The organism is Nocardia puris (assembly GCF_003315035.1).
GTDB lineage: Bacteria > Actinomycetota > Actinomycetes > Mycobacteriales > Mycobacteriaceae > Nocardia > Nocardia puris.
The window spans coordinates 745,589-759,089 of record NZ_QNRE01000001.1 but is presented as its reverse complement, the minus strand read 5'-3'; the positions used below and the strand labels follow the sequence as shown (position 1 = coordinate 759,089).

General features: G+C 70.7%; 14 protein-coding genes. 8 read left to right on the top strand and 6 right to left on the bottom strand.

Features of this window, described 5'->3' with window-relative positions:
* Nucleotides 1-16 precede the first annotated feature (16 nt).
* Entirely contained in the window at nucleotides 17-1,834 is a 1,818-nt protein-coding gene (locus DFR74_RS03505) for a serine/threonine protein kinase (RefSeq protein WP_067513836.1), read from the top strand.
* Here DFR74_RS03505 and DFR74_RS03500 read toward each other — a convergent pair.
* Nucleotides 1,819-2,262: a DUF5997 family protein gene (locus DFR74_RS03500; protein WP_067513837.1), complete on the bottom strand. Its 444-nt coding sequence runs from the start codon at nucleotides 2,260-2,262 to the stop codon at nucleotides 1,819-1,821. The two genes, DFR74_RS03505 and DFR74_RS03500, sit on opposite strands and share 16 nt — an antisense overlap.
* 60 nt (nucleotides 2,263-2,322) lie before the next feature.
* Here DFR74_RS03500 and DFR74_RS03495 point away from each other — a divergent pair, with 60 nt between their 5' ends.
* Nucleotides 2,323-3,264 carry a LysR family transcriptional regulator gene (locus DFR74_RS03495; RefSeq protein ID WP_067513838.1) on the top strand — a complete coding sequence of 314 codons (942 nt, stop codon included), beginning with the start codon at nucleotides 2,323-2,325 and terminating at the stop codon, nucleotides 3,262-3,264.
* 49 nt (nucleotides 3,265-3,313) lie between these two features.
* Here the strand turns inward: DFR74_RS03495 and DFR74_RS03490 are convergent, their stop codons facing one another.
* Nucleotides 3,314-3,583: a DUF2631 domain-containing protein gene (locus DFR74_RS03490; RefSeq protein ID WP_067513839.1), complete on the bottom strand. Its 270-nt coding sequence runs from the start codon at nucleotides 3,581-3,583 to the stop codon at nucleotides 3,314-3,316.
* Nucleotides 3,584-3,716: 133 nt separating this feature from the next.
* Here DFR74_RS03490 and dxr point away from each other — a divergent pair, with 133 nt between their 5' ends.
* The 5 genes from dxr (at nucleotide 3,717) to DFR74_RS03465 (ending at nucleotide 10,330) form a co-directional block, all read left to right on the top strand.
* Nucleotides 3,717-4,856 (top strand): 1-deoxy-D-xylulose-5-phosphate reductoisomerase, encoded by a 1,140-nt coding sequence (gene dxr / locus DFR74_RS03485; protein ID WP_067513848.1) that lies wholly within the window; start codon nucleotides 3,717-3,719, stop codon nucleotides 4,854-4,856.
* Between the two features lie 157 nt (nucleotides 4,857-5,013).
* The gene (locus DFR74_RS03480; RefSeq protein WP_067513840.1) at nucleotides 5,014-6,225 is read left to right on the top strand and encodes a M50 family metallopeptidase; all 1,212 of its coding nucleotides are present in this window, start codon (nucleotides 5,014-5,016) and stop codon (nucleotides 6,223-6,225) included.
* Between the two features lie 150 nt (nucleotides 6,226-6,375).
* Nucleotides 6,376-7,533, top strand: coding sequence for a flavodoxin-dependent (E)-4-hydroxy-3-methylbut-2-enyl-diphosphate synthase (gene ispG / locus DFR74_RS03475; protein WP_067513841.1), 1,158 nt, complete (start codon nucleotides 6,376-6,378; stop codon nucleotides 7,531-7,533).
* Between the two features lie 65 nt (nucleotides 7,534-7,598).
* The gene (locus DFR74_RS03470) at nucleotides 7,599-8,462 is read left to right on the top strand and encodes a GNAT family N-acetyltransferase (RefSeq protein WP_084538150.1); all 864 of its coding nucleotides are present in this window, start codon (nucleotides 7,599-7,601) and stop codon (nucleotides 8,460-8,462) included.
* An 80-nt stretch (nucleotides 8,463-8,542) separates the two neighbouring features.
* Complete coding sequence (locus tag DFR74_RS03465) at nucleotides 8,543-10,330, top strand: penicillin-binding transpeptidase domain-containing protein (protein ID WP_067513842.1); 1,788 nt, start codon at nucleotides 8,543-8,545, stop codon at nucleotides 10,328-10,330.
* On the opposite strand, the gene DFR74_RS35810 is transcribed toward DFR74_RS03465, so the two are convergent.
* Nucleotides 10,324-10,494 carry a hypothetical protein gene (locus DFR74_RS35810; protein WP_157115886.1) on the bottom strand — a complete coding sequence of 57 codons (171 nt, stop codon included), beginning with the start codon at nucleotides 10,492-10,494 and terminating at the stop codon, nucleotides 10,324-10,326. The genes DFR74_RS03465 and DFR74_RS35810 overlap by 7 nt on opposite strands.
* A 279-nt stretch (nucleotides 10,495-10,773) precedes the next feature.
* The gene (locus tag DFR74_RS03460) at nucleotides 10,774-11,271 is read right to left on the bottom strand and encodes a peroxynitrite isomerase (protein WP_067513850.1); all 498 of its coding nucleotides are present in this window, start codon (nucleotides 11,269-11,271) and stop codon (nucleotides 10,774-10,776) included.
* Between the two features lie 188 nt (nucleotides 11,272-11,459).
* On the opposite strand from DFR74_RS03460, the gene DFR74_RS03455 reads away from it, so the two are divergent.
* Nucleotides 11,460-11,927, top strand: coding sequence for a hypothetical protein (locus DFR74_RS03455; protein WP_232331907.1), 468 nt, complete (start codon nucleotides 11,460-11,462; stop codon nucleotides 11,925-11,927).
* On the opposite strand, the gene DFR74_RS03450 is transcribed toward DFR74_RS03455, so the two are convergent.
* Nucleotides 11,924-12,415, bottom strand: a complete 492-nt coding sequence (locus DFR74_RS03450) for a hypothetical protein (RefSeq protein ID WP_067513843.1) — start codon at nucleotides 12,413-12,415, stop codon at nucleotides 11,924-11,926. The genes DFR74_RS03455 and DFR74_RS03450 overlap by 4 nt on opposite strands.
* A 104-nt stretch (nucleotides 12,416-12,519) precedes the next feature.
* Nucleotides 12,520-13,380 (bottom strand): helix-turn-helix domain-containing protein, encoded by an 861-nt coding sequence (locus DFR74_RS03445; protein ID WP_084538154.1) that lies wholly within the window; start codon nucleotides 13,378-13,380, stop codon nucleotides 12,520-12,522.
* Between the last annotated feature and the right edge of the window lie 121 nt (nucleotides 13,381-13,501).

Sequence of the window (13,501 nt, the reverse complement as noted above, 5' to 3'; positions counted from 1 at the left end):
CGTCCAGAGGGGACCATTGCTTCAGCCAGGTGACGTCTTCGCCGGATACACCATCGAACGCCTGCTCGGCCAGGGCGGGATGGGCGCGGTCTACCTGGCGCGGCACCCCCGGCTGCCCCGGCGCACCGCGCTCAAGCTGCTGAACCGGGAACTGTTCGCCGACAAGGAGATCCGCGCCCGCTTCGAACGTGAAGCCGATCTGGTCGCCCAGCTGGACCACCCCAATATCGTGGCCGTCTTCGACCGCGGCATCGACGACGAACAGCTGTGGATCTCGATGCAGTACATCGACGGCGTGGACGCCTCCACGGTGGACCCCCGCACGCTGCCGCCGCCGCGCGCCGCCCAGATCGTGCTGGAGACGGCGAAGGCGCTCGATTTCGCCCACGCGATGGGAGTGCTGCACCGCGACGTGAAACCGGCCAATATCCTGCTCGCCCGCTCGGCGGGCCAGGAGCGGGTGCTGCTCACCGACTTCGGCATCGCCCGGCCGCGTGAGGACGCCGCGCATCTCACCCAGACCGGCACTTTCACCGCGACCCTGGCTTATGCCTCACCCGAACAGCTCACCGGCGCGCAACTCGACCACCGCACCGACCAGTATTCGCTGGCGTGCACGCTGTTCTGGTTGCTGACCGGTGAAGCGCCGTTCGAGGCCCCGCAAGCCGTCACCGTCATTCAGGGGCATTTGCGCAGACCGCCGCCCGCGCTGAGCTCGGTGCGTCACGGTATGCCGCCGGCGCTAGACGGGGTGCTGCACCGGGCGCTGGCCAAGCGCCCGTCGGAGCGGTTCGAGACCTGCGTCGAGTTCGCCGAGGCCGTGCGACAGGCGATGCTCGGGCCGAATCCCGTTGCGGCGCAATCGGCTCCGCGTCCGATGCCGGTGGTCGCGCCGTCCGCGTATCAAGCCCCCGCCCACCAGGGGCCACCGGCCTCCGGCGATCGAGGACAGGTCGCGCAGTCACCCGCCGCCTACCGCGCCCCGGCACCCGGCGCGAATCCCGCACAAGCACCCGCTGGTCACTACGCGGCCGGACCGGGACCCGCCTCGCACCCACCCGGAGCCCATGCGGACCCTCGGGTACATTCCGGAGCTCGCGTGCCACAGGAATCACCTGTGCCGCATGCCGATCCGTACCCGGGGTATCGCGCGCGGCAGGCACCGGCGAACCCGTACCTCGCGCGTTCGGCGCCCGGCTACCCGGCCTATCGCCCGCCGGCCCCGCGCCGGTCCGGTGCGATGAAGGTGCTGGGCATCCTCGGCCTGGTGATCGTGCTGCTCGTGACGGCGGTCGCCGTGTGGGCGTGGAACGACGAGACGACCTGGGTGTCCCAGGTGACCGGCCGGTCGCGAGGGCACCAGGATCTGGCGGCCCTCTCGGCCGCCTTCCCCCAGATGCTGCCGAGCGATAACAACGCGGGGAAGGGGTACGAGGGCGCGAGCTGCCGCCCGGCGTCACGCTGGGAGAGCTTCTACGACGAGGAAGGCGACCTCGCGGCGTTCGACTTCTGGCAGGCGCGCTGGGAGTGCCTGCTCGAAGGCGACGCCGAGCTGGCCTACACGTTCTACACCTACGAATCGGCGGCCGACGCGCGCGAGGCGGTCGAGACATTCTCGGCGACAGCGCAATCCGACGGCCAGCCGATGATCGTGGGCAACCGCACCGACCGCCTGTTCCAGTACCAGTCGTACGGGAGTTACACCTATCCGATGATCGTCACGACGTACGACGATCCGTCGCGCGAGCGCTGGGTCCTCACCTTCTCACCCGCCTACGGTGGCCCGGAGGCCTCGGCCGAGCTGATCCAGAAGGTCCGCTACGCCCCGCTCTGACCGCCCTCCGCCGGGCCGAAGCGGTTCTTCGGCGGCCGGTTGCTCGCGGCGCGCCGCTCGGCCCGCTCGGCTTCGATCCGCTCGTTCTCCTGCCGCACTGCCGCGTAATTCTCGCGCTCGCGCACCAGCCACTCCGGCGGGTCGGCCAGCAGCGCGGCGATCTCGTCGGCGGTGAGCGCGTCGGATACGCCCGCGCGGGCCAGGCCGCTGTTGGTGACGCCCAGTTTGCGGGCGGTGATGTCGCGCGGGAACGGTCCGGTGCGGCGCAGCTCGGTGAGCCAGGCCGGGGGATCGGTGCGCAGCCGCTCGAGATCGGCCCGGGAGAGGGGGGAGTTCCGGAACTCCTCGGGCGCGGCGGGCAGGTGGATGCCGAGCTTGTTGGCCGCCGTCAGCGGCTTCATCATCTGCGGTTTCTGGTCGGAACTCACCGCTAGAGCCTACTGGGCCGCGTGCGCGGGCCGGTGCGCGCGGTGTCCTAGGCTTGTCGGGTGAGTGAACCCGGTGCGCGAACCAGCCCGCTCGAGTCGATCGACGCCGAGAGTCTGCGGTGGTTCGTCGCGGTGGCCGAGGAACTGCACTTCGCGCGGGCGGCGCGGGCGCTCGGCATCTCCCGGCAGCGGCTCAGCCGCACGGTTGTCGAGTTGGAGGACGAACTCGGGGTGGAGCTGTTCGCCCCGGACGTCACGCCGACCCAGCTCAGCGAGGCCGGTCGGGACACCCTCGCGGCGGCGCGCGAGATCCTCGCTCGCGCTGTGAGCACTTCGCCCGCCGATCCCGAATCGCGGTCCCTGCGTGTGGGATTCGTACCGGGCGTGACGGTGTCGAAGTGGGAGCGGATCTGGGCGGACCGGTTCGCCGAGACGCCGCTCGAGACGGTCCCGATCGCGGCGGCCGACCAGCTGACCGCGCTGCGCGAGGGCCTGGTCGACATGTGCTTCGTGCGGCTGCCGATCGAGCGCGACGGGATCGACGCCATTCCGCTGTATCGCGAACTCCCGGTCGTGGTGGTGCCCAAGGAACACGAGATCTCGCTGTTCACCGAGGTACGCGCGGCCGATCTGGCCGACGAGCGGATGCAGGACGCGAGCGATGTGGACCAGGCGGCGGTGATCCTCGAAATGGTCGCCGCCGGTGTGGGTTTGGCGATCGTCCCGCATTCGATCGCCCGGTTGCACGCGCGGCGCGACCTCGTCTACCGGACGGTCACCGATCATCCCGACACCGAGATCGCGCTGGCCTGGCCCGCCGACCGGACCACCGATCTGGTGGAGGAGTTCGTGGGCGTGGTGCGCGGACGGTCGGCACGCAGTTCGCGCGCGCCTGCGGGCAGGCAGAACAAGGAGCGCGGGGCGGCCGCCAAGAAACCGGCGAAGGCGCGGAAATCGACGGCGAAACCCGCGAAGAAGCAGGTCAAGCGGCGGGGCCGCTGAGACCGGTCCGCGAATCCCGTTCGCGGACCGGCGTGTTCGCGACGAAGCGCTACCGCGGCTTGCGGCGCCAGATCTTGTCGTAGATCAGGATGCCGAAGATCGCCAGCGCGAAGCCCACCAGGTACAGGTTCTCGACCTGGCCGGAGTGGTTGCCGATCAGCATGGCCAGCAGGATCAGCGCCACGATCCAGGCCGCCACGCGGAAGGTGCGGGGCGCCTCACCGCTCCAGCCCCAGGCGGCGGAGGGGACTTCGGCGGGGTCCACCTTGGTGACGATGCCGCGTTCGGTGTCGGCGGGTTCGATATCCGTGGCGGCCACGATCGCTCCTCGGCTGTTCGGGTACCGGTATCGGTACGAACTCGGACTTGTGCCGCATATCGTGACATACGACGCCGCGTCGTTGGAAGTCGGGCCGCGCGGGGCGGGTGCGGCGGTAGGACACAATGACGGGGTGTCCGACATCGTGAGAGTCCTGCTGCTGGGCAGCACCGGATCCATTGGAACCCAGGCGCTCGAGGTCATCGCCGCCAATCCCGGCAGGTTCGAGGTGGTCGGCCTGGCCGCGCGCGGCGGCGACACCGCGCTGTTCGCCGCGCAGATGGCGGCCACGGGCACGCGCAACGTCGCGCTGGCCGATCCGGCCGCCGCCGAGGCGCTGGACATCGAGCTGGCCGGACCCGAGGCCGTCACCGAGTTGGTGCGCCGCACCGAGGCCGATGTGGTGCTCAACGCGCTGGTCGGCTCGCTCGGCCTGGAACCGACGCTGGCCACCCTGGCATCCGGCACCCGGCTGGCGCTGGCCAACAAGGAGTCGCTGGTCGCGGGCGGTTCCCTGGTGACGCGCGCCGCCGCGCCCGGCCAGATCGTGCCGGTGGACTCCGAACATTCGGCGCTGGCGCAGTGCCTGCGCGGCGGCCGCGCCGAGGAGGTGGGCCGGCTGGTGCTGACCGCCTCGGGCGGCCCGTTCCGCGGGTGGACCGCCGAGATGCTCGAATCGGTGAGCCCGGCCGAGGCCAAGGCACACCCCACCTGGTCGATGGGGCTGATGAACACGCTGAACTCGGCATCGCTGGTGAACAAGGGCCTGGAGCTGATCGAGACGCACCTGCTGTTCGGCATCCCCTACGACCGCATCGACGTCACCGTGCACCCGCAGTCGATCGTGCACTCGATGGTCACCTTCACCGACGGGTCCACGCTCGCCCAGGCCAGTCCGCCCGATATGAAGCTGCCGATCGCGCTGGCCCTCGGCTGGCCCGACCGGGTGCCGGGCGCCGCGCCAGCCTGCGATTTCGGCACCGCCGCGACCTGGACCTTCGAGCCCGTGGACGATGCGGTGTTCCCGGCGGTCGAACTGGCCCGCCGCGCCGGGCAGGCGGGCGGCAGCGTCACCGCGGTCTACAACGCGGCCAACGAGATCGCCGTACAGGCTTTCCTCGACGGCGCGATCTCGTTCCCGGGGATCGTGCGCACCGTGGCGCGGGCCGTGGAGGCCGCCGATCAATGGCGGGCCGAACCGCGCGACCTCGCCGATGTGCTGGCCGCCGACGCCTGGGCGCGCGAGTTCGCGCGCGGTCTCGTGCGGGCCTGAGCCCGGACGCCGACGCGCCCGCCGAAGCGGGTGCTGGCAGACTGGGCCATGCGTGCGGGCGCGGCCCCGTTAGGGTGGTCGGGGTGCTCGCGACCGCGCCGGACGCGTGCGCGGGACGATTCATGGGCTGCGCGACGCAGGAGGACTGGAGAGCAATATGGTGTTCGCCTTGGGTTTCGTGCTGTTCGCGGTCGGCATCCTGATCTCGGTCGCCCTGCACGAATGCGGACACATGTGGGCGGCGCAGGCCACCGGCATGAAGGTGCGCCGCTACTTCGTCGGCTTCGGGCCGACGCTCTGGTCGACCAAGCGCGGTGAGACCGAGTACGGGCTCAAGGCGATTCCGCTGGGTGGATTCTGCGATATCTCCGGCATGACGGCGCTCGACGAAGTGCCCCCGGAGGATCTGGATCGCGCCATGTACAGGCAGGCCACGTGGAAGCGCGTGTTCGTCATGTCGGGCGGCATCGCGATGAACTTCGTGCTCGGCTTCGTACTCATCGTGGTGCTGGCCGTGGGCTGGGGTCTGCCGCAGCTGGACGCGCCGCCCGCCGCCGACCGCGCGCCGGTGGTGGGCGCGCTGCAGTGTGTGTCCGACGAGTTGCCCGACGGCACGCTCGCGCCCTGTGAGGGCGCGGGCCCGGCCCAGACGGGCGGGCTGCAACTCGGCGACGAGGTCACCGCCGTCAACGGCGTCGCCGTGAGCACCTGGGGCGAGTTCACCGCCGAGACCCGCAAGCACGAGGGCCCGATCACCTACACCGTGCGCCGCGCGGGCGAATCGTTGCAGGTCACGGTGACGCCGCAGAAGGTGCTCCGCTACGCCGAGGACGGCACCAGCGCCGACGTGAGCTCTGTCGGCGTCATCCTGGAGCAGCCGCGGATGGAGCCCTACGGCTTCCTGCCCGCCATCCCGGCGGCCGCCTCGTTCACCGGTGACCTGTTCGTGCGCACCTTCCAGGCGCTGGCGCAGATGCCCGCCAAGGTCGCGGCGCTGTGGGATGCCGTCACCGGTGGTGAGCGCGATCCCGAGACTCCGGTCAGCATCTACGGCGCCAGCCGCATCGGCGGCGAGAGCGCCGAGGCCGGCGTCTGGGAGATGTTCGTCCTGATGCTGGCCAGCCTGAACTTCTTCCTCGGCGCGTTCAACATCCTGCCGCTGCTGCCGCTGGACGGCGGGCACATCACGGTCGTGCTGTACGAGAAGATCCGCAACACCATTCGCGGCTGGCGCGGTCTGGCGCCCGGCGGCCCCGTCGACTATCTGAGGTTGCTACCCGTGACCTATGTGGCGGTGGTGCTGGGCGGCGCGTACATGGTGCTCACCCTGACCGCCGACATCGTCAACCCGATCCGGCTGTTTCCCTGAGTTCGCCCACGCCCTGTATCCTGTCGCGGGCATCCGGGGTGGGGCCAACACCGGCCGCTTGTCGTGGGAGTCACACGGTGGTGGTCCCGCGCACGCGACTAAGCTCGGTAATCGAACGGCCCGCAGACGTAGGAAAGTAGGCAGCCGAAAGTGACCACCGCAATCGGACTGGGGATGCCGTCCGCTCCGGCGGCTGTGCTGGCGCCCCGCCGCAAGACCCGCCAGCTGATGGTGGGCGGTGTCGGCGTCGGGAGCGACCACCCGATCTCCGTGCAGTCGATGGCCACCACCAAGACCCACGACGTGAACGCGACGCTGCAGCAGATCGCCGAGCTCACCGCCTCGGGCTGTGACATCGTCCGGGTGGCGTGCCCGCGCCAGGAGGACGCCGACGCGCTCGCGACCATCGCGCGCAAATCGCCCATCCCGGTGATCGCCGACATTCACTTCCAGCCCCGCTACATCTTCGCCGCCATCGACGCGGGCTGCGCCGCGGTCCGCGTGAACCCCGGCAATATCAAGGAGTTCGACGGCCGCGTCAAAGAGGTCGCGCAGGCGGCGGGTGCGGCGGGCATCCCGATCCGCATCGGCGTGAACGCCGGTTCGCTGGACAAGCGGATGATGGAGAAGTACGGCAAGGCCACCCCCGAGGCGCTGGTGGAGTCGGCGCTGTGGGAGGCGAGCCTGTTCGAGGAGCACGGCTTCGGCGACATCAAGATCTCCGTCAAGCACAACGACCCGGTGATCATGGTGGAGGCCTACCGGCAGCTGGCCGCCCAGTGCGACTACCCGCTGCACCTCGGTGTCACCGAGGCCGGTCCGGCGTTCCAGGGCACCATCAAGTCGGCCGTCGCGTTCGGCGCGCTGCTGAGCGAGGGCATCGGCGACACCATCCGCGTGTCGCTGTCCGCGCCGCCCGTCGAGGAGATCAAGGTCGGCGGCCAGATCCTGCAGTCGCTGAACCTGCGCCCGCGCAAGCTCGAGATCGTGTCCTGCCCGTCCTGCGGCCGCGCGCAAGTGGACGTGTACACCCTCGCCAACGAGGTGACGGCGGGGCTCGAGGGCATGGAGGTGCCGCTGCGCGTGGCCGTCATGGGCTGCGTGGTGAACGGTCCCGGTGAGGCGCGCGAGGCCGATCTGGGTGTCGCGTCCGGCAACGGCAAGGGCCAGATCTTCGTGAAGGGCGAGGTCATCAAGACGGTGCCCGAGCACCAGATCGTGGAGACCCTCATCGAGGAAGCCCTGCGCATCGCCGAGGAGATGGGCGAGGACGCGCCGGGCGGCGAGCCCGTCGTCACCGTCGGCTGATCCACCTCACCTGCGGTTTTCGAATACCCGTACCGGAACCTTCCGGTTCGTGGCAGGCTGTCGGTGTGCGGAGTCTGCTGGAGCCGACGCGACGGGCCAAGTACGCCCCCGCGCGGCAGCTCGCGAATCGGGATCTGGCGCAGGTCCTGCGCGTGCTGGATGCGGATCCGATCGCCTCGTGCATGATCGCCGCCAGGTTGCAGGAATTCGGGCTGGCCGCGAACACGGGCGCCGGGGAGCTGTGGAGTCGCGGCGGGCCCGCCGAATCCCTGTGCTACTCGGGCGCGAACCTGGTGCCGCTGCGCGGTGATCAGGACGCCCTGCGCGCCTTCGCCGATCGCGCGGGCCGGTGGCCGCGCGTGTGCTCGTCGGTGGTGGGCCGCCAGGAACTCGCGCTGCCGCTGTGGGAGATGCTGAGCGAGAAGTGGGGTCCGGCGCGGGAGCTGCGCGGTACCCAGCCGCTGCTCGCGCTCGCCCAGCCGGCGTTGGTCGCCGCCGATCCGCAGGTGCGCCGCGCCCGCCCCGACGAATTGGATCGCTACCTGAGCGCGGCCATCGCGATGTTCATCGAGGAGGTCGGCGTCGATCCGCGGGCCGGCGACGGCGGGCGCGGCTATCGCCGCCGCATCCAGAGCCTCATCGAATCCGGCCGCGCCTGGGCACGTTTCGACGACGGTGAGGTCGTGTTCAAGGCGGAGGTCGGCTCGCTGTCCAAGCGCACCGGGCAGATCCAGGGCGTGTGGGTGCACCCGGATCGCCGCGGGCGCGGCCTCGGCACGGCGGGTGCCGCAGCCGTCGCGAACGCGGTGGTCGCGTCGGGTCGTACGGCCAGCCTGTACGTCAACGACTACAACACCGTGGCGCGGCGCGCATACGGTCGCGTCGGGTTCCGCCAGATCGCCACCTTCGCGACCGTGCTGCTGGACTGACGCGCCGGAGAATTCGGCAGCCGCCCCGCTCAGCGCGCCTTTCCGGTCCGATCGGTCGGGGCCGTTACGATCGGGCCGTTATGGCGACTCGACTGTTCCTCCCGCTCCTCGTGGCGGTGCTGGCCGTGGCCGGTGTGGGGTGCTCGACCGGTCCGCAGGGCCCCGCGCCCGCGGCCGACGATTTCGTCGCCGCCTTCGCCGACCGGGATCTGCAGCGCGCCGCCGACCAGACCAGCCAGCCCGAGAAGGCCCTGGCCGCAATGACTTCCGCGTGGGAGAACTTGCAGGCCGAGAGCCTGTCCGCCCGCACGGGCGCGGCGCGCGTGACGGGTGACACCGCCACCGTCGACTACACCTACGAGTGGCAGCTGCCCAAGGACCGCGTCTGGACCTACACCGGACAGTTGCAGATGGGTCGCAGCGGCGGCCGCTGGACGGTGCGGTGGACCTCGTCGAACATCCATCCGGAACTCGGCGACACCCAGACCATGGAATTGCGCTCGAATCCCGCCCCGCGCGCCCGGGTGAACGAACAGGGCGGCAGCGACGTCCTGGTCCCCGGCAAGGTCACCCGCGTGACCTTCGACGCCACCCAGGCCACCGACGCGGGCGCGGTCGCCACCCGGCTGTCCACCGCACTGCGCCCGTTCGACAAACGCCTCACCCCCGAGGCCGTCCTGAACTCGGCGCGCACCGCCGCCGGCCCCTACACCGTCCTGCTGCTCACCGAGGTCGAGTACAACCGGGTCGGCGCCGACCTCATCGGCCTGCCGGGGGTGACGCTCACCCAGGAGTGGGACATGGTCGCCACCGACCGCGAGTTCGCGCCCGACCTCATGACGCAGGTCCGCAAGTCGGTCATCGCCGAGGTGGACGGCAAGGCCGGGTGGAGCGTGGTGACGCGCAATGCCAACGGCGCGGACACCTCGGTGCTCACCGAGGTGCCCTCGCGGCCCGCGCCGTCGTTCGCGCTGAGCGTGGACCGGTTCATCCAGTACGCCGCGCAGCGGGCCGTGGAACCGCGCACCGAACAGACCATGATGGTGGTGATCCGCCCGTCGACCGGCGCGATCCTGGCCGTCGCGCAGAACGCGGCGGCCGACCGGGACGGGCCGGTCGCCACGATCGGGCAGTACCCGCCGGGCTCGATCTTCAAGACGGTCACCGCGGCCGCGGCGATGGAACACGGCACCGCCACCCCCGACACCGTGCTGCCCTGCCCGAGCAGCATCGTCATCGGGGAGCGGACCATCCCCAACTACAACATGTTCAGCGTGGGCAGCGTGCCGATGGCGACCGCCTACGAACGGTCCTGCAACACCTCGTTCGCGAAGCTGGCCAGCGAACTGCCCGCCGATGCGCTGCACGTGGCGGCCGCGCGCTTCGGGGTGGGCCAGGACTATTCGGTGGTCGGCCTGCCCACCACGTCGGGGTCGGTGCCGCCCGCCGAGGACATGGTGCAGCGCACCGAGGACGGTATCGGGCAGGGCAAGGTGGTGGTGAGCCCGTTCGGTATGGCGCTGATGGCGGCGGCCATCGCGAACGGGTCCGCGCCCACGCCCTATCTGATCGCGGGGCGCGAGACGACGGTGGAGGGGGAGCGGCCCGCGCTCGCGCCCGAGGTGGTCGAGGGGCTGCGCATGATGATGCGCAAGGTGGTGACGGGCGGTACGGCGGAGCGGATCCGGGATCAGGGCGAGGTCTACGGCAAGACCGGTGAGGCCGAGGTGGACGGCGGGTCGCATTCGTGGTTCGTCGGCTATCGCGGTGATATGGCCTTCGCGACCCTGCTGGTCAAGGGCGGCAGTTCCGACAACGCGGTCGCGGTGACCCGCGATATGTTCGCCGCGTTACCTCCTGGCTACTGAAGTCCGCCGGTGCCCGCCGGGGTGAACGGCTGGCCGACGTGGCCGAACGAGACATCGGTGAACGGGTCGAAGCCGCCCGTGCCCGCGCCGCCGAGGAGCTGAAGGGCCACGGTTCCGGCGGTGATGATGCCGGCGGTGGCGAGGAGCGTGGTGGATCGCTTCATGGTTCGTACTCTCTCGTTCCGGGGATGGACGGGTGAGGTGGCGGCGCGGCGACGCGCTCGAAGTTAGCTATAAATTAGCTGAATGGGACCATAGGACGGGGAGCGTCGAAGCGGCAAGAGGAACGTGTCCGAGAGCACAGCGGCCGGGCGGACCTGGTCATTTCCGGCCGGGAGCCTGGGGCTTGACGGTCGCGCACGGTTCGTCGGGGTGAGCGCGCGGTGTGTGAGGTGGGTGCGGACGGAGATCGAGCCCGGGTGCGGGGCCCACGGCTCCGCTGATCAGGCCCGGTGCAAAGTGGCGGCGAGGTGGTGGGTGAGCGGCTCGCCGACGGCCGCCATGCGAAGGGTGTAGTCGATGGTGTCGCCCGCGACGCGGAACGAACGGCCCAGCGCGGTCACCAGTTTCGCGGTGCTGCTGCGCGCGATGCTGGTGGAGTCGAACTCCATGCGCAGTTCGTCGCCGTCGATGGTGAGCCCGCCTTCGCAGATCTCGGTGATGCCGGTCGGGTGCGCGAGGATCAGCTCGACGTGGTCGGGGCGCGGGCAGCGCAGGTAACCGGTCTCGGCGTGCATCGGCCTGCTGCCGTCGGCGGCGCGGGTGCGCTGCCGGTAGGTCAGGAACGGGCGGCCGAGGTGGCCGAACCGGACCTCTTCGACGTAGTCGAAATCCTCGATCGTCGGATACTCGCCGTGGCCCGCGCCGCGCCACGTTCCGAGCAGCGGGGCGAGCGGAGCGATATCGGGGTGGGGGGCCACGGGAGGTTGCGGTTCGACCACGGCGGTCAGCCTAGACCCGCGCGCGGTGACGCGCGCGACGTGCACCCGGTTTCGTCCGGAGTGAGGCCAGGCTGTCCTGATTTCCGGCCGGGGGTCGCGGTGCGGGCCGCGCGGTGGTACACCTCGGATATCGCGAGTTTCGCGCTCGTGCGCGACGGTACCGAGGCGGTGCGCGTACCCCTCGGCCCGTGGATGATGGTGTCGCGGAGGGCGGTGAGATGACGCGCGGTGGTGCGGCTGACTGGACGATCCCCGGCAAGGAGTTGCTGCTCGCGGCCTGCCGGGGACTTCCGCACGACGATCACCCGGTGCTCGAGGCGGCGGGCGAACTCGCCCAGCTGCACGCCCTGCGGGAGCGCACACCGGTGCGCCAGGCGGCGAAACTCGAGCGCCGCCGGACCCAGCTGGTGCGCGCGATCGACCGCTGGATGACCTTGGTGACGCCGGTGCCGCCCGCCCCGTGCGCGCGGCGCGAGACGGTGGGCGGTGTGGTCGACCGGCTCGCCCAGCTCACCACGCAGGCCTACCTGCCGCTCGCCGCCGCGCCCGACGCGGTGTTCTACGAGGCGTGGTTGCAGGTGGTCGAGACCGCCGACAGATACGAGGATCTGGTGGACGAGATGCGCGGTGCGGCGCGGCGCGCGCCGACGGCCTAGCGGTCGCGACGGAACAGCCGGAACCCGCGCGCGGTGCGGCGCGGCAGCGTGGCGTACACCATCGTCATGTCGGCGAACACCTCCGCCTCCTGCTCGCCTTCGACGCCGAACTCGTTGCGGCCCAGCACGTGCTGCGCCGCCAGCGAGGGCAGCAGCGCGGCCAGTTTCGGCGACAGCGGGGTGGCGGGTTCGGCCAGATCCTTGCCGTGGCCGAGCAGCATGTGGCCCACTTCGTGCAGGATGATGTGCTCGGCGTTGCGGTCGGTGGCGTCGGCGTCGTAGACGATGATGTCGTCGTGTCCGCGCGCCACCCAGAGTCCCTTACCGCGACAGCCGTCCTCGGCGAGCATCGCGGCGGACACCGGACGCAGCGAGATGGAGCGTCCGCGATGGGCGGCCACGGCGGCCAGATACGCGTTGAGGTCCCACGGAGCGGGGAGCGGCACCGTCCGGGTAGCTTCGCCGAGACGGGCTTCCATGCTGGTCATCGGCGCTCACTCTACCCATCGCTTCGTACGGCGTCACGCCCGTGTCACGGGGCGCTCGCGCGTGATCGGCTCGGGCAGCGCGGGATTCGCCGCGGGCGGCCTGTTCAGCGCATTTCGGCGGCGATCCGCTCGATCAGCGCGACCGAGTCGCGCGGGCTCAGCGCCATGGCGCGCAGCTGGTCGAAGATGACGCCGAATCGGCGCACCTCGGTGTGCCCCTCCACGAGCGCGTCACCCGCGATGCCCTCGACGTAGACCAGTTCGGGATCGTTGGGGTCCTTGAAGTCCAGCAGTGTGAACGCGCCGGGCATGCCGGGGTGCGCGCCCGCGTCGAAGGGGAGGATCTGCAGGATGATGTTCTTGTAGGTGCTCTGCGCGGCCAGCTTCTCCAGCTGACCGCGCATGGTGGCGGGCCCGCCGACGACGCGGCGCACCGCGGCCTCGTCCAGCACCACCCACAGTTCCAGCGGTTCGTCCCTGGTCAGCACGGCCGAGCGGTTCAGGCGGGCCTCCACGCGGTTGTCCACCACCGAGTTCTCCACCTTCGGCATGGAGGTGTCGACGACGGCGCGGGCGTACTCCTTGGTCTGCAACAGGCCGGGGATGAACGAGGTCTCGTAGTGCCGCGCCGACAGCGCCTCGGACTCGAAGTTGATGTAGGCGGCGTAGACCTCGGTGAGATTGGCCTCGTACGGCCGCGACATGCCGGGCTTCTGGGCGTCGGCGAGCAGATCGACGGCGTACTTGCGGCGTTCCGGTTCCACGTCGTACAGGTCGAGCAACGCGGTGAGGGTGCGGCGTTGGGGGCGGGCCTGGGCCGCCTCGATGCGATACAGGGTGGTGACGTTGATCCCGGTCCGTCCGCTCACCTCCTCCTTGCTCAGCCCGACGCCCTCGCGCATCTCGAACAGCAGTGCGGCGAGGCGGCGCAGGCCTGCGGTGAGAACGGTCCGTTTTCCTGCCATGTTCACCGAATCCTTTCGCGCCGATGCGATCCGCAGCGGGCCCCAGCGTACCGCCGCCGGGCCGGTCGGCACGGCGATTCGCGCGGGGCGTGCGGGAACCTCGCCGGGTCGGGCTCGCCGC